Below are 23,169 nucleotides of genomic sequence, written 5' to 3' on the forward strand. Positions count from 1 at the left end.
CAGCATTAAGCATCCTTCGTCAAAATAAGCATAATATTGAAATTTTGAATATACGCACGGTACAAGGATATGGTAGCCTAGGAGGGAAGCGTTACCAATGATGAACGACGAATGATGAATAAACAAAGGAGCTGAACGTTAATGCTGCAACTCGACTTGACTGGAAGGATCGCGCTTGTAACCGGAGCAACCGGAGATTTAGGACGCGTGATGGTTAGAACGCTCGCAGACTGCGGGGCGGATGTCGTCATCCATTATCGGAGCAATGAGGGTAAGGCGCTTGAGCTGAAGCAGGCGGTAGAAGCTTTGGGCAGACGCGCGATTACGGTTCAGGCAGATATTACGAAGCAAGGCGATGTAGACCGGCTTCAAGCGGAAGCGGCGGCGGGCCTTGGGCATGTGGATATTGTCGTGGCGAATGCCGTCATTCAGTACCAGTGGGAAAGCGTGCTGAAGCAGTCGGTGGAGGATTATGAAAGCCAGTTCGAATCCTGCGTCATGCAGAGCGTCTATTTGGCAAAAGCATTCGTTCCCGCAATGGTGGAGCGCGGCGGCGGTCGTTTTATCGGCATCAACACGGAATGTGCGATGCAAAATGCGCCCGGCCAATCGGCCTACGTAGCAGGCAAAAGAGGAATGGACGGCGTGTACCGCGTGCTTGCCAAAGAGGTTGGCGAGAGCGGCATTACGGTCAACCAAGTGGCGCCGGGCTGGACGATCAGCGAACGGGACCGTGCTGCAGGCAGCGAGCGCAATGAAGGCTATGAGAAAAATGTACCGCTGAAGCGGCGGGGAAGCGATCAGGAAATTGCCAACACAGTCGCATTTCTGGCGTCCGAGCTGTCCAGCTTCATTACGGGTGCGTATGTGCCGGTCAATGGCGGAAACGTTATGCCGGCGATTTAATGTAGCTGCATAAATTGATAGGAGGTGTTCTCTTGTCCGAATCTACGATTAGTAAACGACTTGTTGCGCTTGGTATTGTGCTGCCTAAGGTGAGCGAGCCTGCGGCAAAATACGCAAACTGTGTAAATGTGAATGGACTGCTGTTTGTTTCAGGCAAGGGGCCATCGGGAGGTCCGAAGGGCAAGCTGGGCAAAGACTTCACGACTGAGGAAGGTTATGAATTTGCCCGGCAGGCGGGGCTTGAGGTGCTGGCCGTGCTGCAGGATGCACTGGGCTCCCTTGATAAAGTAAAGCGGGTCGTGAAAATTCAAGGCTTCGTTAATGCGACAGCTGAATTCGAAGAGCATCACAAGGTGCTGAATGGCTGCTCAGACTTATTGATGGACGTGTTCGGGGAAAAAGGAAGCCATGCCCGCTCCGTCCTCGGTGCTGTATCGGTAAGAAACAATCTCCCGATCATTGTGGATTCGATTTTTGAAGTAGAGGAATAGAGGAACAACACGGAAATCCCTCATTTCTCTAAATGAAAGAAAGCCGGAGCACCCGCTCGTATGCGGGGCTTCGGCTTTTTTTAAAATAGAGGAAAGAATATGATGTTTCCATCCTATCTCTCTATTTCTCGGACTGAAACGCGCCGCGCCGCCAAAGGACGGCAAAGCCGTTTACGCTTGGGTATGCTGCAGGTTACTTGGCAGCCGGCTTCACATACAGGCGGCTCGTCTCTTCCCAGATGCCGTTTGGCTCTAGGCTGACCAGGCCGATTTCGTCTGCTGGCAGATTGACATTCGGTGCATTAACGAGATTAAGCTGCGGCTCAGGGCAGAAAAACTGTCCGGAGGCGTTGCTGTTCCACACCATCCACTGTTTATAGGCTGTTCCCGCATCATAGACCAAAGTCACTTGCTCGCGCGCATCCGTCAGCTCCATCTGATTGCGGCCATTGCGCGTCTCCACCGTATAGTGATTGTCCAGTGGCTCAAAATAAGGAGAAGCGCCCGTCGTTTTCAGCTTCTCTTCATTGCTGCTAAGCGGCTGAAATTGACCTGTCGGCAGCATGCGCTCATCTAGCTCCCAGCGTTTGCCCGCTGTCAGCGTGAAGCTGTAGTCGCCCGAAGTGCTTTGCGGGGCAAAAGGCGCATTGATCGCCGTATGGAAGCCGATCAGGCATGGCATTGCGTCATTCCCGCGGTTATGTACGGAAATATGCTGGAATAGTCCTTGGTCATTCAATGAATAGCGCAGCGTAATAGCAAAACGATGCGGCAAATACGTATAAATCGGATGCTGCTCATCCACTGCGATTTGAAGCAGCACGTAGCTTTCGGTTTTCAGTGTGCCGTAGTCCAGCACTTTCCATGCAGCCGTATGTACGAAGCCATGCAAATGGTTTCCTGTGTTTGGCTCATTAATTGGGAACGTATACGTCTTGCCGTTCATAGTAAATGTGCCATCCTGATAACGGTTCGGAGGGAACAGCACGGGAATGCCGTGAGTACCAGGTCTTGCTTTAAATGCTGCCATCTCTCCCTCAGCTGGCTCATGCAGAAAATGATAGCCCTTCTCTATATCGCGGAACGCAATCAGGTTAGCACCTACTGCGGGCAGAACCGCTGCCTCGTAGGCTCCCCATTTTAACCAAACGGCTGGTTCTCCATGAAATGCTTGCTCAAGTGCTTGTCCTTGCTTGCTCATAATAGCCTCCTTAAATTTGGCGAATATTTGGCGATTCATGCTCCAGATTAGAATAACAGGATCAATGTAAACACACAACCGCCGTATTCCGTGAATTACGGTATACGGCGGTTGTGTGTGAATGGACGGTGAATGTGTGAGCATATGGACGTAGGGAAGTTGTGTGCGGTATGTGTCTGTTAACCGATCATTGCGCTTGCCCTACGAGCTGCTTGATGACGGTTTGCTTTCGTCTAGGAATAGGGATGTTCTTGGAGTCGGATGCATCGGTGCCGAAATAAGCAATGCCATCCGTGATCGCCTTCACTTTGCGAATGTTAATGTAGCAATTGGAGGTGACTTGATAAAAATGGCTGTCGTCAATCAGCTTGCGAATTTGGTCCCCGGTCATTCTTTTCTTTATATTGTAGTTTCTGCCGTGGAAGCTGACGAGCTCGGGCATGCCGACCTTGAAAAAAAGGACGTCCGACTCGATTTCAAAATCCTCGTAAATATTACGTTCACCGTTCAATACAGTATTCATCATTCCATAAGCCCCCTTCAAGAAATGAGAATGGAAACGGAAAATTGTTAGCGCTTACATTATATCACGGGCAGAAGACATTGGAAAGCGTTTTTTCAAAAACGGTTGTCATGCTTATTTTCATTGTGCTATGGTCACTATAATATAAAAATTACGCTTACATAATGAGAGTATGAGAGGATGAATACGATTGAAAGCAAACAAGCTTGCAGGAATCGTCTATATCGGCTGCTACGGCAGCGCAGCGGAGCCGTGTATTTACGTGGCGAAGCAGGATAGCGAAAACGGTTCGCTAACGGTCATTCAGCAGGTAACGGGTATCGAAAACGCGTCATTTCTGAACGTGAATGAAGCAAGGGACCGGCTGTATGCGGTCAGTGAAACGGCGGAAGCAAATGGTGTGCGGGGCGGCGAGGTTGCTGCTTATGCGATTGACCCAGCTACCGGCAAGCTGAGGGAGCTAAACCGCCAGTCTACCCATGGCGAGCATCCATGCTATGTCAGCTCGGATGGCAAGTCGGTATTCGTAGCCAATTATACAGGCGGGAATGCAGCGATACTGCCGCTTGCAGAGGATGGGTCCTTGAAGCCGGCGGCGGCAATTGTCGGCAGCAAGGGAGAGCTTGGGCCAAATGCGAGCCGTCAGGATGCGCCGCATGCCCATGCGATTTTGCCGCTCGGCGGTCCGTCGCCTTATGTTTACATAACGGATCTCGGCACGGATTCCATCCTTATTTATCGCCAGAATCCAGAGGGCGCGGAGCCGCTTCAGCAAGTGTCCTCCTACCAGCTGCATGCAGGAGCAGGACCGCGGCATTTGGCGCTGCATGAGCAGCTTCCCATCGTCTATGTGATGAATGAGCTGGATTCGACGGTTTCGGTGCTGAAAAAGAATGCGGAGGATGCAGGCTCCTTGGAGCTGGTGCAGACCATTAGCGCGCTGCCTGAAGGGTTTAACGCGTACAACGATGCGGCGCATATTGCGCTGGCACCGTCCGGCAAGTTTTTGTACAGCTCCAATCGCGGCCATAACAGCCTTGCGGTATTCGCAGTGAATGCGGCTGACGGCAGCCTAACGCTTTTGCAGCATATTTCCTGCGGCGGGGAAGGCCCGCGCAATTTTACACTTGCTCCGGATGGCAGCAGGCTGCTTGTGGCGAACCAGAAGACCAATCATCTTTTGAGCTATCGGGTCGATGCAGGCAGCGGCTTGCTGACGTCTGAAGGAGAGCTGTTACAAATTTCAAGCCCTGTGTTCGTCTGGATCGGTTAAGCACAGCAGAAACAGTGAGAGAAGGCGCGCGGCATGTCCAAGGCACATCCATTAAGCAAGCCTACTAAAACAGTTGATTCGAAAAATAAAGCGTTATTTGGCATATTATTCGCTATAAGCGGCGTCCATCTGCTGAATGATTCGATGCAGTCGGTCGTCGCCGCCCTTTTCCCGATTTTTGAACAATCGCTCGGTCTAACGTTCGGCCAGATCGGCTGGATTACGTTCACTTTGTATATGACCTCATCCGTATTGCAGCCGGTTATTGGCATTTTATCGGATAAAAAGCCTGCGCCATGGATGCTCATTGCCGGCATGTGCTGCAGCATGGCAGGGATGGCGGGACTTGGCTTTGCGCCGAACTTCTGGACGCTGCTGCTCGCGGTTGTGTTCGTCGGCTTTGGGTCAGCGGTATTCCATCCCGAAGGCTCACGGGTTGTTTATTTTGCTGCGGGCGGCAGGCGCGGACTCGCGCAGTCGATCTATCAGGTCGGCGGCAATTTTGGACAAGCGCTAGCGCCGCTCATGACGATTTTTATATTCGTCCCGCTTGGGCAGCGCGGTGCCGTATGGGGGACGCTGCTGGCGCTCGCAGGCATTATGCTGCTGCTGCGCATCGTGCCTTGGTACGCAGCGGAGCTTGCCGCGAAAGGGCTTGCGGATCGCAAGGCGAAGCAGAGCGGTACAGCCGCAGCAAATGCGGATGCACTTAGCACGAAAGCGGTAGCTATTGCGCTGGGACTGCTGCTTGTCATGGTGTTTGCCCGCTCTTGGTATGCAGCTGGGATTACAAGCTTTTATCAATTTTATTTGCAGCGGGATTATGGGCTGTCGATTGGCGCGGCGCAGGTGCCGCTCTTTCTGTTCATGGCGGCAGGTGTTGCTGGAACTTTCTTCGGCGGCACGCTATCCGATCGCTTCGGGCGCAAGCGGATGCTGCTGTTCTCGATTGCGGGGGCTGCGCCGCTGACCGTCATTTTGCCGCATTTGCCGATTTTCTGGGTGTATCCGGTCATTACATTGCTCGGCCTTATCCTTCAGTCGAGCTTCTCGGTCAGCGTCGTCTATGCGCAGGAGCTAATGCCAGGTAAAGTCGGCATGGCATCGGGGCTTATTACCGGACTCGCCTTCGGTATGGGCGGCTTGGGAGCCATAGTGCTCGGCACAGCAGCTGACCATTACAGCATCGCGCAGGTGATGTATGCCTCTAGCGTGCTGCCGCTGCTCGGCTTGTTCGGCATCTTGCTGCCGAAGGATCGGCGGGATTAAAAAACCTCCATCCCAGGAAAAGATTAATGGGCAGGAACAAGAGTTTAAAGGCGTGTTCCTGTCACCTGAAGTTCAATGGGATTTATTCTGAATTTATCATAAATCATTGTAAGGGCAGGGAGAGCTTTCCCTGCCTTTTATAATTTGATTTTTCAAAGTGGATATTGTGAATAACCAAACATAATGTTATTATGTCTATAAAATATATTGTTTTGAATAGGTGGTGTTTGTTTTGTCGCAAAATGATTTATTCTGGTCAGCGGAGCTTACCGACTTGAAGAAAGGCTTTGTGTTCGTTCAAGACGAGGGGCGATACAGCTGTCTCGTATGCGGGGCTGCCTTCGAGGATGGAGAAGTATTCCGTGTTCCTGATCGCGATAAATGGTATGATGCCCGCAAATATGCGGCCTATCATGTTCAGCATAGCCATGGCTCGATGCTCGATTATTTGCTTGGTCTGGATAAGAAGGCGAGCGGTCTGACCGATTTGCAAAAGCAGCTCATCCGTCAGTTTGCCTCGGGCATGTCCGATGTGGAAATCGTCAAAAGCTCGGGAGGCGGCAGCGCCTCGACCATTCGCAACCACCGGTTTGTGCTGAAGGAGAAAGCGAAGCAGGCGAAGCTCCTGCTGGCCGCCATTGAGCTGATGGAGAGCGGAGTGTCCGCAGATACGCCGCGTTTTATGCCGATTCACCGCACAGCGATGCAGGTTGATGAACGGTATGCGATTACGGAGGATGAATACGAGTCGATTATGCAGCAATATTTTCCGCATGGGCCGAATGGTCCGCTTGCTTCGTTCCCACGTAAGGAGAAGCGCAAGGTGGCGATTTTGCGCCATATTTCAGCAGACTTTGAAGCTTCGCGTAAGTATACGGAGAAGGAAGTAAATGACCTGCTTAAACGTTACTGGGAAGCCGACTATGTGACGCTGCGCCGCTATTTGATCGAATATGGCTTTCTCGACCGTACGGATGATTGCAGCGAATATTGGGTTAAAGGCTGACTCGGCAAGGGCAGCTTGCTGGCTGAAAGTGAATAGACGAATTTGAGGAGGAATAACGATGAATAAAGAAGAGCGCAAGCAGTTGACGGCACAGTATATGGAGCAGGAACGGGTGATGGGCGTCTATCAAATTACGAATACGGCAAGCGGACGCAGGTTTATTGGCTCGACCTCGAATATGGATGGGGCGCTGAACCGGGTGCGGTTTGAGCTGGACTTTGGCACGCACAAAAATGATGAGCTGCAAATGGACTGGAATGAGCAGGGAGCGGCGCAGTTCGAATTTGATATTTTGGAAAAAATGAAGCTCGAAGAGAAGGTGCAGTTCGATTATAAGGATGTAAACCCGGCGGAGCAGGGAGGCACATCGGCCGAGCAAATGCGCAAATATAAAAAAGCGGCCGAGGAGCTGGAACAGAAGTGGCTGGAGAAGCTGCTGGCCGAGGGCGCCGATTGTTATAACGAGCCGGAATAGGTCGCGGCAGATTGAGAGAACGAGCATAATTCAAGCGGCATAAAGCAGCATGAAAACAAGAGAACAGGACTATCCGCCTGAAGGGGACGGGTGGTCCTTTTTTGTACGCTTGCCGCTATTCAGCTTGCCCCTATGCAGCATGCTGCACGCCGCCAGGGTTCTCGCCCAATCGATAAACTGTATCGGTCCATAGACAATTTCTATTAGCAAGTAAATTGACGGTAAGAGAAGGGAGGTGATAGAGTGGTGTTAATCACAAAACCAATTAAATTAATAAGTTTTATCGGGATTTGAACGAGAGGTGAAGTTCGGGAATGAATGGAGGAGCAGCACAGTGCTTCACTGGAAGCGTAATCTTTATATTTTATGGTTTGGGCTGTTTTTCAATCATATGGCATATACGCTCTCGGTGCCTTTTTTTCCATTGTTTTTGCAGCATGATCTCGGTGTCGACAAGGGGCTGGAGGCTTGGTCTGGCGTTTCCATTGCGATTAGTTTTCTGATCAGCGGTTTATGTGCGCCCTTCTGGGGCTCGCTTGCTGATAAATATGGCAGCAAGCTGATGCTTGTACGTTCAGGCGTTGGCCTTGGGGCCGCGCATGTGGCGAACTATTTTGTCCATGATCCATATACGTTTATCATTGTGAGGATTTTTCAAGGGCTGATGGCAGGTTTTACGCCCGCCTCGCTCGCTTTGGTCGGGACGAACACACCGGAAAAGCATGTCGGATACGCACTCGGCGTCATCTCCACATCGACCGCTGCTGGCGGCATTATAGGTCCGCTTGTCGGAGGCGTGCTGAGCCAGTGGATTGGACTGCGTGAATGCTTCATTGCGTCAGGCATCATTACGCTGATTTCTGCGGCCGTCGTTTTAGGTGTAAAAGAAGTACGTGAGCGCCGCACCGAGGCACGGCCGAGTGTGCTTCAGGATTTGAAGCAGGCAGCCCGGAATTCCAAGTTAATTCGCATCTATGGCCTGATTTTGCTGGTGTCCACCTCGGTCATGATTTTGGAGCCGCTGGTTACGCTCTATGTTGTGCAAATTGGTGGCAGCATAAGCAACGCTAAGCTTAGCTCGGGTATTGTATTTTCGGCGATAGGGGTTGCAACCGTCATTATGGGCCCTTATTGGGGGAGGCTTGGCGGACGAATTGGTTATGGCAAGGTGCTGCTTATTGGGCTGATTGGTGGCGGCATTGGCAATTTGCTTCAGTTGACTATGCAGCATCTGGTCGGCTTTGGGATTTTGCGCTTTGGCTATGGTTTATTTTTCGCCGCAGTGTATCCAGCGCTGAATGCGCTCGTTATCCAATATGCGGATAAGGACTTTCGGGGGAGAGCAGTTAGCCTGAGCCAAACCGCCAGTCAATTTGGTATTGTAGTCGGCCCACTGCTTGGCGGTTTTATTGGCGGGTGGGCCGGTATCCCATTTGTGTTTTTATTAACAGGTATTACTTTGCTGGGAGCAGCATGGGGAATAAGGGAGGCAAGTCATGACAAAACGACAATTGAAGCTAGGGGCTAATTAAATGGGGTGGGCAACAGCATTTCTTTTTGGCGCCATCCGGAATTGCCCAATAATGCTAGCGTAAGCTTGGAGTTTTACAATCGTGGAAATTGAACAAGTATGCGGTAAAGCATTGATTCTAGCATCAACCAACGACAAAAAAACGGCCGAGATCGGATCTCGGTCGTTTTTGTTGTTAAAGCAGTGAAAAAATCGCAGTGAAAGATTAGAAGCTAGCTGCAATTTCTTTCGCTTTAACGATCGCTTGTGCTTTAATCGCTTGACCTTGATCTTGCGATACTGCCATACCTTCAACAAACAGCGGCTCGAAGGAAGGAATTCCGTAGAACAGCGAGATTTTTTTCAGGTAGCTAAAGCCGCTTTCCATTGCAGCTGCAGGGCCTTCGGAATAAACGCCGCCGCTAGCTTGGATGTGCAAGCCTTTTTTATCAGTAAGAAGGCCTACAGGACCTTCAGCAGTGTATTTGAACGTTTTTCCAGCAACGGAAACCGCATCAATGTATGCTTTCATAACTGGAGGGAACGAGAAGTTCCACATTGGGGAAACGAAAACATATTTATCAGCTGCAATGAACTGATCTACGAGTTCGCCAAGGCGTGCAACTTTTGCTTGCTCAGCAGCAGAAAGCTGGTCGAATGCAGTGCCGGATTGAAGCTTGCCCCAACCGCTGAATACGTCAGCATCGATAGCAGGGATATCAAGATTGAACAGGTCAAGATGAACGATTTCATCAGAAGGATTAGCTTCACGATAAGCGTTAACGAATTCTTCACCTACAGCAAGGCTGAAAGATGTGGAGTGATCATGCGGGTGTGCAGTAATGTACAATACAGTTGACATAATTATAACTTCCCTTCGAGTTTAAATGGTACTTATCCATTATAACTTTTTTTTAGTTAATTTCAATAAGTAATTTGTTAATTTTAATGTTAGAGTATTTTTTGGATTGGGAACGTTTACGGACTTAAGTCAGTCTTCCCCTGTGTGGAGTTATTTATTTATGCAAATTCAGCTTGATGACAAGCTTATGATGGACAGCAGAAACGCCAAAACCACAGCCTCGTTACGACTATGGTTTTGGATTCCGCTACTTGAAAGTAATCATTTTGTACTTACTTTGCGAGCAATTTATCCAACAAGCGAATGATCATTGCAACGGACTCCGCACGGGAAGCAGATTCATTCGGTTTGAACAATCCGTTGCCTTTGCCACTTACGATACCCGCGGCTGCAAAAGCGCTGATTGGTTCAGAGGCCCAATTGGCAGCTGCATCCGAGAATGGATTGGATGTATTAGGAGCATAATTGGTCAACCGGGCAAGCATGGCAACGATCTCAGCGCGCGAGATTTCTTGATTAGGATGGAAGGAGCCATCACTGTAACCCGTGATTATCCCTTTACCTTGTAAGGCTGCGATCGCTTCAGAGGCCCAATGCCCTTGTGTATCTGTGAAGGAAGAGCCGCTAGCATTCCCAAGACCAAAAGCTTTCGCAAGCATTGTGGCGAACTCCGCGCGAGTTACCTTTTCATTGGGATGATAAGAGCCATCACTGTAGCCTGTTACAATACCCATCTTAGCGGCACGCTCGACTACTGTTGCACTCCATAAAGCTGCTGGAACGTCCGTAAAGCTTACAGTAGGAGCAGCTTGCCCTTTTTCTACTATAGCCTTAACTACGTCTACATCTACCTTGTCGTTAAAGACCAGCGTCGAAGGCGTTGGTGTCTGTGCTGGCGTTGGTACAGGTGTCGACGTCGGTGTTGGCGCTGGTGTTGTTACTGGTGTCGATGTAGATGGCGACGTCGGCGCCGGTGTTGGTGTTGGTGTTGGAGTCGGCGTTGGTGTAGGTGTAGGTGTAGGTGTCGACGGCCCATTGTTCGTTGGTTTCACAACGGAAAACTCATCTAGGATATTACCTGCACTCGTACGTGCTTCCACATGAATCTTATCATCGGTAATTTCAATAGCGGAATAAACAGGAATGTCTTCATCAAAGATAAAATTCAAATAATTATACTGGGTGCCATCATAGAATTTCCAGCCCGAAGCACCGCCATCAAGGTATACAGTACCTTCATTTGTGGCTTTATTCGGCTTGCCCTCCTGCATTGGATAGGTGCGAGCATACACATGATCGTGACCCACTAGAACTAAATCAACTTTCTTTTCTTCCAAAATAGGGGCAAAATACGTTTGGGTATACTCCACAAGGGATTCGCGACCATTTTCCGTATGGTAGGCAGGACGATGGAACATAGCGACCGTCCATTTTTTATCATTTTGATCCAAGTCTTCTTTCAACCATGCTGCTTGTTCAATCATTTGTTCCTCTGTGCCTTCTGAGTTCAATACGACGAAATGAGTATCATCGACCTCATAAGAATAAGCATATTGCAATTGGGATGCGGGTCCATTCTTTGGAAAATTCGCCCCTTTAGTAAATACTTCCTTACCTTCACTCTTCACATCATGATTACCCAAGGTTAGAGCTGTTGGAAGTGTTGCTGCATAGACCGAGGAAGCTTGCCAGAACTTCTGCCATTCTTCAAATGCGCCTCCTACGTCAACCATATCTCCGCCATGCATAATAAACTGCGTTGATGGATATTGTGTCAAAGCGCTAGTCATTAGTTCTTGATAAGTTTGCATGCCTTTTAATTGATTCGTATGCGAATCCGTAATAAACAGGAATGAGGTTGGTGTCGACTTGTTCTGGTCTATAGTAGAATATTCATGCCACTCCGACCAATTGCCCTCATGGCCTACACGATATTTGTAAGCAGTATTTGCTTTCAAGCCTTCAATCAGGACATTATGAAAGCGGATCTCACCCTTCGATCCATTCTCCTTCATACTCAGCACCTGAAGCTCGCTTTCCGCTTGCTGTTGCTTTACATGGTTGAAATCAGGGCTTTCTTCAGTTCCCCATTCACTAGCTTCGAGGTATTGAATAGAAGTAAAGGCTTGCTCCGGATTTGTTTGCCACGCAGCGCTCATTTGTGAGGACATATCCTCTGTTACATAGGTCTGAACATATTGCGGTTCATCCGTTCCGTACTGCTCCACAACTTCGTAATGGACAACCTTACTGTTCTGATCACCGATGACAGCTTGAACCTGATAGGTTCCAAGTGCCAACGTAGTTAAATCTGTCGTTAATTGACCTTTAGCATCTGTTTGGCCAAGACTGCTGTTCAATAACTTACTGCTGACATCAGCTTCAGAAATATAGCCTGTTGTTTGGCCATCTGGGAGAATAACCTCGAATAAACCATCATCAGCTTCAGCTGAAGCATAGAAGCGTTCTCCAGCTTGTGCAACCACTATCACGTCAGAAGACATATCATCATCGCCATAAACATTAGACGTTACAGATTCAACCGTAACGACTGAGCTTTGCTTTAATAAACCAGTGAAAACAATATCTGCACCTTCATACGGTGTACCTTCACGGTCTAATACGGTAAAAGTAGACGATGTGCCCAAACTCACTCCCGTCATTTCCAGCTGATATGGAAATGCAATTGTATAGTGGATGGGGGAAGCTAGCGGTGAACTAGTCTGAGCTCCGCCCGCTGTAAGATTAGGATTACTCATGCTTATGGTTTTGTAATTTTCACCACGCTTTAACACGGCATGAGGGCTTACTCTAAAGTTAACCGTAACGACATCATGGGTTGCGGCTGTTACGTTATCAAGTGCTACCTGAACCATTCCTTGATCATTGTCGATATTTGAGTCTAGGGCAACTCCAGTCGCCTGAGTAATGCTTTCAACTTGAAGAGCGTTTGCATCATAATTTAATGCGAATTTTACCGAGTCTGCATTCAAGTAGTCTTTGAGGCTAACTTGAACAGGGTAGATTTCATTACTGACGGCTTCTTCTTCAGCAGTCATGAACAAACGTTCACCTGCATTTATTGTGAAAGCATATGTTTTGCTTGCTGGGTTGCCGACCATATCCAACACGTCAATAACAAGCTCATGATAACCGCCATCCACAGATGCTCCTGGATAGGTTAATAAACCAGTGTCAGAAGAATAGTTTGCTCTATCTGTAATATCCGTTCCATCCAAAAGAACCGATAACGTATCTAAATCTAGACCTGCTCCGTTATCGGTTAGCTCAACCTTTAATTCATCAAGCGGAGCGTTTAATACGTCATTCTCGACAGGGGCTATAGGTTTAATGTTAGGTACGTCTTTATCCTCATCCAAATCCTCATAGATAAAGGTAATATCATCTACCCAAATCGAGCCTTTATTTTTTTTGCTCATATTCGATTGTTTCAATTGGAAAAACAATTCAAGGACTATCGGACTTGATTTGCCCTGTGGAACAGCGGCCTCAATATATTTCCAACCAGACCAGTTGATGCCCGTTTGACCTGCGTCATAAAACTCTGCTTGGAAAGAGGAGCCGCCTTGATCTCTAAATTTTGTCGTTAGCAAGTGTCCTTCATTGTTCCCATAAACCCACATGCCTACTTTAGTAGGGTAACCTGTTACGGGGATGCTCCCTGTTTTATAACCTACTTCGATTTGAGAAGGGTTATCCACTATCCCAATCATATCGTAATCAATTCTAGCCGAATATTGTCCATTCCTTACGTGCTTCTTGTTATCCTCCAGGTGCAGCGTAGCCTCATACATCCGTTTAGGATTAAATTTCACATCTGAGATGCCATCTTCAAAATCCTCAACCATAACGGAGGGGGCCACCATACCTGCTGCATAGACTTGATTATTTTGCCCAAAGCCTGGATTTAATCCTCCTGCCAGCAACGTTATCAATGATAAGGTTACTACTGCCTTGCGCAATACTCTGATTTTCATTACTTGTCCTACTCTCCTTAATAAGATGATTGTCCAACTAGTAATATAACAGTGCATTGTAAATTTAAAACTCATTAACTATTAAGAAATTATATTAATTAAAGTTGAAAAAATAATAATTCTTTTGATAAGTAGAACCTGAATATGTATGGATCAGCTTTTACATGATGGAGGTGACGACGTCAGATACTGACATGACAATTGTAATTGAGCCCAGCGATGGGACAGTGGCTGCATGAAATGCAAAAAAACCACAACCGAAATGGTTGTGGATTTATATGGTGGAGGAGAGGTGGCTTTGTAAAACCACAATTCGCTGCAAAGCAATTAATTAGAAATACAGTATGTGTATACTATTTTGAATTTATCTTAGCGATAACATATGTATTATGGCGACCCAGAAGAACGCTATACTTCAACTTCTGTTAAAAGTCCCTCTAACTCCGTTGATCTGTCAGAAGCAACCACACCCAAAAATCTGCGGACAACCTTTGGCTTCTCAATACTTTCCCTAATCGTAAGATAGCAAAGATCGACCAGTGTATCTTGTTCGATTAACATGTTCGTAATAGCCTGGCCATTCGTCGCATAAATTGGGGTATCTTGAATTACTTCCTTTATATCGTAGTCATTACTACAAATAATTGACGCCCCTAGTATAAGTACCGCTGCTAGACTATGAATTTCTCCAAGATCATTAGTATTTTTCAAGGGACGCCCTTCTTTTATTTTCTTCTCATTTAACTTTGTAAAAGCTTGACGTATATCCTTTAAATAACTTTCATAGATCGCGTAATCATCTTCTGTCAATGCCTGTTCATCATCAGGATCAAAAAGCTTCCACTTTCCTTGATCAATATAACTCTGCACTTTATTCCTAACATCTGATATTAATAATTCATCTAATACTACTTGATGGACATAGATATCCTCATACAATGAATCAATCCATGAAAAGACATCAGCAGATTTAAATGTAGCGGCATGAATAATTATGTTAGCATCAACAAACACTTTTCCATTACGCATCTACTTCATGCCCCCTTGAAAGAGCAGTCGATTGATAATGCTCTGCAAGCCTGGGGGCAAACTTCGACAGTTTATTTGCTGCTGTAAGAATATCTAAACCGTTTTTCTCTACATTTTCTCTTACTGCATGCTCATACGCGACAAATCTTGTTTCCTTACTTGAATCATCTGAAACCGAGATTGGAAAACCTAATACAGATCTTTTTTTCAGCCATTCTATTTCGGTAATTTTTTTAGATGGTACATTTTCACCAAGTTCCCTTAATCTCCGTACTACCGCTACATATGGAACGTCAGCAAGATCTGCAATTTTCAAAATAGCTATCTCGTCATCTTGCTTTTTAAACTTATTCCATAATTGTTTAGTGAGTTCTTTAGGTAACATTATTGCTGCCGCAAATCGGTCCGCTGCTCGTTCGTGGTCAAAATCTTCATCCTGCATAAGACTTCCTTCTGATAAATGCCACAGCTCATGGGCAGCTGTAAAATATCGTGCTCTTAAGGAATGAAAAGTATTCAAGACAACGAACTGTTTACCATTCTGATGTTGAATTGCTGCGCCAAAGTAATTTTCGTCTTCTACATATTGATAAATCAAATTAACTTTATCAGCAAGTAAACGTTCAATATGTGAACCAATGTATATATCCTGACCTATTGCGTCTTGCAAAAAACTCGCTGCGTATACCTCAGCAACTTTCTCAGCTTTTTCTCTGCGATTCATCAGTTCACCTGATCATTAAGACCGACATAATCTTCAATTGCATATAATAATGAATCAAGTTCTCTTTTAGACCGACGGCTAGAAATCGTTCCTCGCAAACGAACTGTCAACAATCCTTTTTCCCCCGATTCCTCCCTAAGGAGATCCACTACTTGGGTACCCATTAATTTCGCTATTCGCTCAACATAAAGAGGTTGCAAAACGCGAGTTCCTGATAATAAATGACCTACCATACTTTTACTTAATCCCAATTCATCAGCTAGCCATTGATAAGCTTTCCCTTCTGCTTCTAACCAAGCTTTAACCTTTTTAACTACAATCTCTTGGGTATTCATACATACACCACCTTTGTTGTATACAAATAATATACAAAAATTTGTAGACGTATACAAACACTTTTTATTATCTTACGCAAAATGTTGAGAAAGGATACCTCGCCTCCACCATATAAATCCACTGCCTCATGCTGTAGTGGATTTATATGGTGGAGGCGAGGGGAGTCGAACCCCTGTCCGAAGTTCATGCTATGTTTGCTTGATAGGTATAGTCGCAAAGTTAATATCACCTGAGTAGACGTTTTTGAATTATTTATCTATAGAATGTTCCTTTAAAATATGTGCGGTATACTCCAACGAATGAATGCCTTTTGCAATATCTACAATAAACTCCACAGCGTATTTACGTTCCATTCTTAAATGTTTGCCATTAATCATAAGAAATGATTTGGTAATCAAATAGGCTGTCCGTTTATTACCATTGTGGAAACAAGGATTCTTCACAAGAGACTCTAGCAGGGCCGCGGCCTTGTCAAATAAATGGGGATAAGCATCTTCTTCAAAGATACTTTGCTCAGGTCTATGTACCGCAGATTCCAGCAGGCCGTGATTCTTCACTCCTGCTTGGTCTGCGTCGTTCATTTTTCGCATCATGTAATAGTGGGCTGAAATAACCTCTTCTTTGGTTAGGAATATTATCATTTCATCGGTCCCTTAAGTCTTCAAGAATACCTTCATCTTCTTCAAATACGTCAAAGAAGGCTTCAAGAACTTCTGGCCTTACATTATCGGGGAGTTGAGCTTGCCGAACCTTTATCAAAACAACTTCACCGCGATCATTTTCCACAAATTCGATTTCATCGCCTTGTGAGATATTTAACTTTTCAGCCAAGCTTTTTGGCAGACTTACTCCAAGACTATTGCCCATTCGCCCTATTTTGCGGGAATAACGCGTAACATTTGATTTTTCATTTGTCACTTTGACCACACCATTCATTAAAATTTTCCTCATCTATAAGTATAATCTATGAACAATTTGTTATACCTTATTACTGTAGTAACTTTTATAACGTATGTACATAATAGCAAATTTACTTCAAATATAAAGCAAAAACACCATCCTCAGATGGATGGTGTTCAATACGTTTGAGGCAAGTGTGGTTGTCTAAACCACACTTCGCCGATCTTATCGAGACGTCCAAGCGCCGTCAACTGTAATGACATCGCCGTTGATGAACTTCGACTCGTCTGACGCGAGGAATAGAGCCGTATTGGCGATATCGTCTGCTTCGCCGCCATTGAAAGGGCCAAGGTCGCCAAATGTAAGAGTGCCAAGTGGATCAAGCGTGCCCAGATTAGCCGTCATGCCGGTTGCGATGGAACCTGGTGCGATTACGTTCGCACGGATTTTGCCGTTTTCGCGGCCATAGAAAGCTGCGATGTTTTTCGTCAGGCCGATGACCGCATGCTTAGACATTGTGTATGCCGCGCCGCCGCGCGCGCCCAAATAACCGGCGATGGAGGCTACATTTACGATCGTGCCGCCGCTCGCTTGTGTATTAAATACTTTAATTGCTGAACGACAAGCGTAAAACTGCCCGTTCAGATTAACGCCACTTAATTTTGGAATGGATCGACAGCGACTTTGAGCTTTCTATAGACTACATGAGCGAGCAGCTTATCCAAATTTTGAAGTTTAATACGACGCAAATTTACGTCAAGCAGCATCATGCAAAACATTGAACGACATAGCAAAAACCCGACCGCATTTGGTCGGGTTTTTCATGATGTTGATGGAATAGGGCGAGCAGGGGAATATCACTTATCCAATGCTATCTATCTAATGCTCAATCCATGTTAAAAGCTCCGCCACAGGCGTACGAGGCTTCGGCGCAGGATGCGCCTCGGGGTTAAAATAGCCCAGATGCAGAGTACCGACGATTTTCTCCGCCGCCGTGACACCAACCGCTGCTAGAAAATCAGCATGCTCATTGTAAGGACTTGTTTTCCACACGCAGCCGATTGTCTTCTCCCAAGCCAGCAGTTGAATGTTTTGAATGAGCGCCGATGTGGCTGCAAAAGCCTCTTCCCAAGCTTTCTGAGGCAAGTCAGCCTTCATCACGACAATAAGATGAGCGGGTGTCTGGCTGCAATAGGTCTCATAAATTTGTTCACCATACTTCGCAACAAACTCCGCTGGCCTCGTATGAAGCACAGCCTCTGCAAATCTGCGCCTTCCCTCACCGATGAAAAGAATGAACCGCCAAGGCTCTTTCTTCGAATGGAACGGCGCCCATACAGCATCCTCCAGAATCGTATGAAGCACTTCTTTTGGAATTGGCACACCATTGAAATCCTGAATCGTCCGTCGTTCTCGAATGATATCTGCAATATTATTCATCATTCTGATGCCTCAATAGCCATTAGGAATTCAATGCAAAAGCATTCGTAATTTCGTCGATAATTTTGCTAAGCCCGATTGGACCGTAGCCTGCAAACCACAAGTTTGCATCTCCGATGTAGACGCGATTATTTTTAACTGCGTTTAAATTCGACCAGATGGAGGTACTCATAATCGTATCCAGCGCCACCTTGTTGACGTCACCAGGTCGAAGAATAATGAACATGCGGTCAGGGTTCAGCTCAGGGAGAACTTCTGCTGAAATCGGCACATTCCATGAATCTTTAAAATCGACAGCTTCTACGGATGCTGGTGTTAAGCCTAATGCTCCAAAAATGATGAAGTTATCGTTAGGCTGAATCAGCTGTAATTGCTTGTCCTGAACCCTCATAAAAGCAACCGTTTCATTCGGTGCTTCGGCAGCCAGCTTGTCATGCGCATCGGCCACTTTCTTATCGTATTCCGCCTGAATGCGTTCTGCTTCAGCTTCCAAACCGAACACAGCAGCGGTTTCATGGAATCTTTCCCAGTCTCCTTCATTCTCGTTGTCAAAAAGAATGGTTGGAGCGATTTTGGACAGCTGGTCGTAGTTGGCTTCACTGAGCGTATTCGACGCCAGAATAAGATCCGGCGCTGCTTCAAGCAGTGCTTCGTAATTTGGCGCTTCGCCTGAGCCGATCTCAATCGTATCCTTCATTTGGTCAGCCATGTACGCGGGAAAACCAAGATCGTTGTAAGTAACCATTGCATGAGGCTCTATGCCGAGTGCCAGCAGATGGTCGGCAAAAACATACAGCATGCCAGCTACCTTTTTCGGATGAGCAGGAACGACAACATCGCCTTTAACCGTAGAAATAGTCCGGGTTTCAGCCTCGGATGCCGCTGGCGAAGCTGATGGAGACTCGGCGCTAGGGGACTCCGTGCTTGAGGATTCCGCCTGCTCAGAGGGTGATCCGCTTGCCGCTGCATTTCCGGTGCTGCTGCTTTGGCCGCAGGCGGCTAACAAGCCGATAAGAAGCAGGAGCGAGAGAAGAAGAGTACCTCGCTTCATCATTTGAGAGAACACACTTATTTTAAACAAAACTTGCCACACGCCTTCCTTTATGATTTTGATAATCATTATCGTTATTTATTATAGGCAGGCGTATGTTTTAAAGCCATGGACGATCCTGCTCACTGCATGGACGTTTGGCTCATGAATAATTCGGTTGTCCGGCGTAGAAACAAGGCATGGGATAGAGAGGTGTAGCAGGAATAGCTCCGGGAAGCTCCGAGATCATAAATATGTCCGCTACGCGTCGCTTTAAGTTCACGCCAAGCTGCATTTGATTCGATCGAATGTCTGAATGCCTCACTTTTTCGATGATCCCCGCCGGTGAACAAAATCAAATGATCGATATTATAGGCTGCTAGCTCCTCAATCGTAAGCATTTGAGAATGGGAGACATTCGCCAGTTCTCTCGGCATCGCAAACCCTAAATCGCGATACAGGACCGTACCCAGATTACGGCTTCCAAACAGTTGAAAACGACCATTTTCAAATTGGGCCACGGCAACAGTCTGATCTTCGATTTGGTGTTGGATAGCGCTACGCGAGCGTTCAGCCGATGTTTCATACTGCTCCAGCCATAAATCAGCCGCCTCGGTCCGATTCACTGCCCGGCTAATTATGCGAAGATGGTCGCGCCATTCCCCATGGAAGGGCACCGTGCAGGTAGGGGCAATATGCCGAAAGAGATCGGCCTTGTCTGGTTCTTCATAATCTGTGCGCTCAAATCCAATGATGAGCTCGGGTCTGGCATGCAGAAGCTTGTCTAGATCAGGCTGAGCATTTCCTACTGTCAGAGTGTCACGCAGCTCGGCAAGGGGTTCTTGCGAGGGGTTGACCATTGCGGCATAGGGCTGCATGCCAAGCGCCAGCAAATGGCCCGTGTAAGGGATCGCTACAGAAGCGACTCGCGCTGAGTTGCGGTATTTTTTGATGAAAACGGTTGGCGAAGTACCCGTTGCCGCTTTAAATTTGCGGCTGAAATAAAACTCATCCTGGTAACCGACCCGATGTGCCGTCTCGCGAATGGTATGTTCAGAACCAATCAGCAGGTTGCCTGCTTGTGCGATGCGGACTTCATTTAAATATTCCATAGGCCCCCGGCCAAATTCCCTTTTGAAAAGCCTAGAGTAATGCGCCACGCTCATACCTGCCATCGCTGCCAGCATTTCACGTGTGAGGCTGTGGTGAAAAGAGGTATCGATATAAACTTTCGACTGCTGCATCAGCTCACGGACATGGTTATGAAGCAGCTCAGGCTCCGTCTCAGCATGCCTAAGGACTACCAGCAGAAGCTCTTGAAAGCGAATGCTCGCTTCCATGCGATCCCATCTGTTGCCTGCTTTCCATGCTGTGCTTATTTCCCTAGCCAGCTGCGGCGCTTCTGATAATGACACAGCTTGCTGGAAGTTTGGCTCAGCCTTCTGACGGTGAAGTGCGCCATCTGATCCTTCTATATAGACATCGAACGAAATTCGTTCATATTCAAGTGGAGAGTGGCCCCGAGCTCCTAACGTCCAGCTTATATCCGGTGAGAGAAGAAGGGCATGTGAAGGAGGAAGAATAAGCGATTGCCCGTTCCATTTTCCTTCCCCGCTGCCTTTTGTAATGATGAGAAGAGTATGGTGATCGGATTGGTGAAGTTCCGGTTCAGTCAGAACTGTACTGACGCTTTGAGCATCAATGAGCATATATAATCTGTCGGGTTCCTTCATTTGGGTTAGTTTGCTCCTTCCGCGGCGAGTACGATGTCAAACAATAATTACTCATATTTTACACCCATTTGCAGAGGAAGTACCATGGATTGTTGTTGTAAAGAATTTAACGGAGGGAGCGCCTCCATGAGTCATGGTTTGGTTGTAGCAGAACGAGGTTCTTTCAAAAACCGACTGCTTGTGTCGGTTCTTCATTGTAAGACAGAGGTGAACCGTATAACGATTTAATAAAGACGGGGTGTAATATATATAAATTCGGGAAAACCCTAATTATTACGATGAGAGAAGCTTTAGTTCGATATGGTAAAGCATCGCTATATTTTTATAGTTGATGGCAATAATGCATGATAGTTGTAACGAAAAATAAAACTCGACCTTAGTGGTCGGGTTTTATTTTTTAGTTGATTATCTTTATAGACAGAAGGGCCGAAGTAGAGTTTTAAAATTGATGTTTACTTGACTTCAATAATCGTAATTTTATTCAGAGATTGATTAAAATCAGCTAATACTGTTTTATTTTCTGCGAAATCATTGAATTGACTATATACTTTTTTTAGACCGTTAATTCTTCCTTTTTGGTTTGGGTAGTTTTCGAGCTGTGGCACACTACATTCAAAAGTCAATCCCTTGTACTCAAGCGTTAACTTACTGCCTTTAATTAAAGCTTCAGCAATATTTGAATTGCTCGAAAAGCGCAACAGGCCATACTTCAAGTCATTTTCTGTAATAATAGCCTCACTTGTCAACGATTGTTCAGAAACAATTTTTACATCTTCAGTTTGCTTGATAGAAATTACAGATTTTACTAATTCAATTCTTTTATTTAGTTCATTTAGTTCTTTATTTAGTTCATAAGTTTCTAGGTTGGCAATGAACTTGACATAGTCGGATGAATTTATAAACAACACTCCCTTTACGATTTTATTTTGATTTTGTTCATGGTTCTTTAAAAGGATTGTAACAATAAGTTCGCCTAAAGTAAAGTTATTTATTGACTAAGTTACAACTCTCATAACTTTTTAGGGGGCTGTTTGAAAAAAAGGTCAGCATAATCGACAGAAGCAATATGCTGCTTGAATCGATTATGTTGACCTTTTTCGGGGATAGTTGCTTCTTTCTATAAGGTTTATAACTGAGTAATGGCCTATAGATGTAAGTTGTTTCCTATTTCGTTATACCGGCTGCCCGCTCTTAACCTTCGCGAAAAAAGCGCTAATCGCATAATAAGCGGCGCCGCGGACGGCGGACTGATCCTGCAATTCGGCAAACAAAATTTGCAGCTTCTCGCGGTGATAGCTGAGTGTGCGACGGGCGATGGAGGCGTGAATCGCATCCTCCAGCCAAGCTTGTGCGCGGCTCATGCGGTTTCCGATGATCACGACGTTTGGATTAAACACATTAACAATGTTGGAAATGCCAACGCCCAAATATTCGCCAATGGCATAAAATAAGGCCTGTACCTCGCTGTTTCCTGCCTCTGCGGCAGCAATAAGCTCCTCCAGCGTCTCAAAGCCAAGCGGCTCTGCTTGCTCCAGCAGCGCATTCTCCGAAGCGTAAAGCTCCCAACATCCCTGATTGCCGCAGCGGCACGGCTTGCCGCCATATTCGATCGACAAATGCCCCAGCTCGCCGGAAAAGCCGGAAGCCCCTTTGTACAGCTCCTTGTTTAAAATAATGCCCGTCCCGATGCCGATGCCGACACTGACGTATATCTGGTTAGCGATACCGCGGCCCGCGCCGTATTTTTGCTCGCCCTGAGCTCCAGCGTTGGCTTCATTGTCGATGGTCACAGGCAGCCCGAAGCGTTCCTCCAGCATTTGCTGAAGCTCAACCTGCTGCCATTCAAGGTTCGGCGCAAACAGGATCGCGCCTTTGTCATCGACGATGCCTGGCGCTCCAACGCCGATGCCGATTAGGCCATAATGGCTGCTCGGAGCTTGCGACGCCAGCTCCTCAATAAAGGCGATGAGCTGGTTCAGGGCAAAATCCTGCTCGCGCTTTTTGAAGGTAAGCTGCCGCTCGCTAATGACAGTCCCTTGGAGGTCGGTTAACACGCCGCGCATATAGTTGACGCCAAGATCAATGCCGATGGCATGTCCGGCTTGTCCATTAAACAGCAGCATGACGGGCTTGCGTCCGCCGCTCGATTCGCCGGGACCATTTTCAAAAACGAGATGATTGTCGATCAGATCCTGTACAAGGCTGGAAACGGTCGCTTTATTAAGTCCGGTCCGTTCAGATATTTGAGCGCGAGAGAGAGGGGCATGCTTAATAACGGCCTCCAGCACAATCGCGGTATTCATTTTTTTGATAAGCGCCAAGTCGCCGGTCGTCTTCAGTTTCAACTAGATTGCCTCCGTCCATCTAAAAATCCATGTAGTGTATTGTATCACAGATGAATAGGACTATTTTAGCACAAAAAAACTTAGTTTAGTCAATAGACAAACTAAGTTTGATCATGTT

At 46.6% G+C, this 23,169-nt stretch carries 22 protein-coding genes; 7 read left to right on the forward strand and 15 right to left on the reverse strand.

Features of this window, described 5'->3' with window-relative positions; all coding sequences use genetic code 11:
* Positions 1-144 precede the first annotated feature (144 nt).
* Positions 145-906, forward strand: coding sequence for an SDR family oxidoreductase (locus tag MHB80_RS06200; RefSeq protein WP_341282875.1), 762 nt, complete (start codon positions 145-147; stop codon positions 904-906).
* Between the two features lie 32 nt (positions 907-938).
* The gene (locus MHB80_RS06205) at positions 939-1,397 is read left to right on the forward strand and encodes a RidA family protein (protein ID WP_341281354.1); all 459 of its coding nucleotides are present in this window, start codon (positions 939-941) and stop codon (positions 1,395-1,397) included.
* A gap of 193 nt (positions 1,398-1,590) precedes the next feature.
* Here MHB80_RS06205 and MHB80_RS06210 read toward each other — a convergent pair whose 3' ends face one another.
* Positions 1,591-2,598 carry an aldose 1-epimerase gene (locus tag MHB80_RS06210; protein WP_341281355.1) on the reverse strand — a complete coding sequence of 336 codons (1,008 nt, stop codon included), beginning with the start codon at positions 2,596-2,598 and terminating at the stop codon, positions 1,591-1,593.
* Between the two features lie 187 nt (positions 2,599-2,785).
* Positions 2,786-3,124 (reverse strand): LytTR family transcriptional regulator DNA-binding domain-containing protein, encoded by a 339-nt coding sequence (locus tag MHB80_RS06215; protein ID WP_341281356.1) that lies wholly within the window; start codon positions 3,122-3,124, stop codon positions 2,786-2,788.
* Between the two features lie 187 nt (positions 3,125-3,311).
* Between MHB80_RS06215 and MHB80_RS06220 the strand changes: the two genes are divergently transcribed.
* The 5 genes from MHB80_RS06220 to MHB80_RS06240 all read left to right on the forward strand — a co-directional run bounded on the left by MHB80_RS06220 (position 3,312) and on the right by MHB80_RS06240 (position 8,672).
* The gene (locus MHB80_RS06220) at positions 3,312-4,394 is read left to right on the forward strand and encodes a lactonase family protein (RefSeq protein WP_341281357.1); all 1,083 of its coding nucleotides are present in this window, start codon (positions 3,312-3,314) and stop codon (positions 4,392-4,394) included.
* A gap of 33 nt (positions 4,395-4,427) precedes the next feature.
* On the forward strand, positions 4,428-5,663 hold the full coding sequence (locus MHB80_RS06225) for an MFS transporter (RefSeq protein ID WP_341281358.1): 1,236 nt from the start codon (positions 4,428-4,430) through the stop codon (positions 5,661-5,663).
* 232 nt (positions 5,664-5,895) lie between these two features.
* Entirely contained in the window at positions 5,896-6,669 is a 774-nt protein-coding gene (locus MHB80_RS06230; RefSeq protein WP_341281359.1) for a DUF2087 domain-containing protein, read from the forward strand.
* Positions 6,670-6,727: 58 nt separating this feature from the next.
* On the forward strand, positions 6,728-7,144 hold the full coding sequence (locus MHB80_RS06235) for a GIY-YIG nuclease family protein (protein ID WP_341281360.1): 417 nt from the start codon (positions 6,728-6,730) through the stop codon (positions 7,142-7,144).
* 334 nt (positions 7,145-7,478) lie between these two features.
* On the forward strand, positions 7,479-8,672 hold the full coding sequence (locus tag MHB80_RS06240) for an MFS transporter (protein WP_341281361.1): 1,194 nt from the start codon (positions 7,479-7,481) through the stop codon (positions 8,670-8,672).
* A 208-nt stretch (positions 8,673-8,880) separates the two neighbouring features.
* Here the strand turns inward: MHB80_RS06240 and MHB80_RS06245 are convergent, their stop codons facing one another.
* From MHB80_RS06245 to MHB80_RS06305, 13 genes are all read right to left on the reverse strand, one after another.
* The gene (locus MHB80_RS06245; protein WP_341281362.1) at positions 8,881-9,516 is read right to left on the reverse strand and encodes an FMN-dependent NADH-azoreductase; all 636 of its coding nucleotides are present in this window, start codon (positions 9,514-9,516) and stop codon (positions 8,881-8,883) included.
* A 272-nt stretch (positions 9,517-9,788) separates the two neighbouring features.
* A complete protein-coding gene (locus tag MHB80_RS06250) occupies positions 9,789-13,514 on the reverse strand; it encodes an S-layer homology domain-containing protein (protein WP_341281363.1) in 3,726 nt (1,241 codons plus the stop codon).
* Positions 13,515-13,922: 408 nt separating this feature from the next.
* A complete protein-coding gene (locus MHB80_RS06255) occupies positions 13,923-14,543 on the reverse strand; it encodes a hypothetical protein (RefSeq protein ID WP_341281364.1) in 621 nt (206 codons plus the stop codon).
* Positions 14,536-15,267, reverse strand: a complete 732-nt coding sequence (locus MHB80_RS06260; protein ID WP_341281365.1) for an ImmA/IrrE family metallo-endopeptidase — start codon at positions 15,265-15,267, stop codon at positions 14,536-14,538. The genes MHB80_RS06255 and MHB80_RS06260 overlap by 8 nt, the downstream gene beginning before the upstream one ends.
* Complete coding sequence (locus MHB80_RS06265; protein WP_341281366.1) at positions 15,267-15,602, reverse strand: helix-turn-helix transcriptional regulator; 336 nt, start codon at positions 15,600-15,602, stop codon at positions 15,267-15,269. Before MHB80_RS06265 ends, MHB80_RS06260 begins: the two co-directional genes overlap by 1 nt.
* A 249-nt stretch (positions 15,603-15,851) precedes the next feature.
* Entirely contained in the window at positions 15,852-16,244 is a 393-nt protein-coding gene (locus MHB80_RS06270) for a type II toxin-antitoxin system death-on-curing family toxin (protein WP_341281367.1), read from the reverse strand.
* 1 nt (position 16,245) lies between these two features.
* Positions 16,246-16,539, reverse strand: a complete 294-nt coding sequence (locus tag MHB80_RS06275) for an AbrB/MazE/SpoVT family DNA-binding domain-containing protein (protein ID WP_341281368.1) — start codon at positions 16,537-16,539, stop codon at positions 16,246-16,248.
* Positions 16,540-16,728: 189 nt separating this feature from the next.
* Complete coding sequence (locus MHB80_RS06280) at positions 16,729-17,172, reverse strand: SDR family oxidoreductase (protein ID WP_341282876.1); 444 nt, start codon at positions 17,170-17,172, stop codon at positions 16,729-16,731.
* A 210-nt stretch (positions 17,173-17,382) separates the two neighbouring features.
* Positions 17,383-17,946 (reverse strand): nitroreductase, encoded by a 564-nt coding sequence (locus MHB80_RS06285; protein WP_341281369.1) that lies wholly within the window; start codon positions 17,944-17,946, stop codon positions 17,383-17,385.
* 19 nt (positions 17,947-17,965) lie between these two features.
* On the reverse strand, positions 17,966-18,997 hold the full coding sequence (locus MHB80_RS06290) for an ABC transporter substrate-binding protein (RefSeq protein WP_341281370.1): 1,032 nt from the start codon (positions 18,995-18,997) through the stop codon (positions 17,966-17,968).
* Between the two features lie 119 nt (positions 18,998-19,116).
* Entirely contained in the window at positions 19,117-20,706 is a 1,590-nt protein-coding gene (locus tag MHB80_RS06295; protein WP_341281371.1) for an AraC family transcriptional regulator, read from the reverse strand.
* 452 nt (positions 20,707-21,158) lie between these two features.
* Positions 21,159-21,611: a hypothetical protein gene (locus MHB80_RS06300; RefSeq protein ID WP_341281372.1), complete on the reverse strand. Its 453-nt coding sequence runs from the start codon at positions 21,609-21,611 to the stop codon at positions 21,159-21,161.
* A 267-nt stretch (positions 21,612-21,878) separates the two neighbouring features.
* Positions 21,879-23,051 carry an ROK family transcriptional regulator gene (locus MHB80_RS06305; protein ID WP_341281373.1) on the reverse strand — a complete coding sequence of 391 codons (1,173 nt, stop codon included), beginning with the start codon at positions 23,049-23,051 and terminating at the stop codon, positions 21,879-21,881.
* Positions 23,052-23,169 lie beyond the last annotated feature (118 nt).

The sequence above is a fragment of the Paenibacillus sp. FSL H8-0537 genome, assembly GCF_038051995.1.
In the GTDB taxonomy this organism is placed as follows: domain Bacteria; phylum Bacillota; class Bacilli; order Paenibacillales; family Paenibacillaceae; genus Pristimantibacillus.

What these genes read in the sequence shown, in the direction of transcription:
- MHB80_RS06250 (WP_341281363.1), bottom strand. Translation starts at nt 13,514, where the DNA reads ATGAAAATCAGAGTATTGCGCAAGGCAGTAGTAACCTTATCATTGATA.
- MHB80_RS06290 (WP_341281370.1), bottom strand. Translation starts at nt 18,997, where the DNA reads ATGATGAAGCGAGGTACTCTTCTTCTCTCGCTCCTGCTTCTTATCGGC.
- MHB80_RS06225 (WP_341281358.1), top strand. Translation starts at nt 4,428, where the DNA reads ATGTCCAAGGCACATCCATTAAGCAAGCCTACTAAAACAGTTGATTCG.
- MHB80_RS06285 (WP_341281369.1), bottom strand. Translation starts at nt 17,946, where the DNA reads ATGATGAATAATATTGCAGATATCATTCGAGAACGACGGACGATTCAG.
- MHB80_RS06255 (WP_341281364.1), bottom strand. Translation starts at nt 14,543, where the DNA reads ATGCGTAATGGAAAAGTGTTTGTTGATGCTAACATAATTATTCATGCC.
- MHB80_RS06215 (WP_341281356.1), bottom strand. Translation starts at nt 3,124, where the DNA reads ATGATGAATACTGTATTGAACGGTGAACGTAATATTTACGAGGATTTT.
- MHB80_RS06275 (WP_341281368.1), bottom strand. Translation starts at nt 16,539, where the DNA reads ATGAATGGTGTGGTCAAAGTGACAAATGAAAAATCAAATGTTACGCGT.
- MHB80_RS06270 (WP_341281367.1), bottom strand. Translation starts at nt 16,244, where the DNA reads ATGATAATATTCCTAACCAAAGAAGAGGTTATTTCAGCCCACTATTAC.
- MHB80_RS06235 (WP_341281360.1), top strand. Translation starts at nt 6,728, where the DNA reads ATGAATAAAGAAGAGCGCAAGCAGTTGACGGCACAGTATATGGAGCAG.
- MHB80_RS06245 (WP_341281362.1), bottom strand. Translation starts at nt 9,516, where the DNA reads ATGTCAACTGTATTGTACATTACTGCACACCCGCATGATCACTCCACA.
- MHB80_RS06295 (WP_341281371.1), bottom strand. Translation starts at nt 20,706, where the DNA reads ATGAAGGAACCCGACAGATTATATATGCTCATTGATGCTCAAAGCGTC.
- MHB80_RS06210 (WP_341281355.1), bottom strand. Translation starts at nt 2,598, where the DNA reads ATGAGCAAGCAAGGACAAGCACTTGAGCAAGCATTTCATGGAGAACCA.
- MHB80_RS06265 (WP_341281366.1), bottom strand. Translation starts at nt 15,602, where the DNA reads ATGAATACCCAAGAGATTGTAGTTAAAAAGGTTAAAGCTTGGTTAGAA.
- MHB80_RS06260 (WP_341281365.1), bottom strand. Translation starts at nt 15,267, where the DNA reads ATGAATCGCAGAGAAAAAGCTGAGAAAGTTGCTGAGGTATACGCAGCG.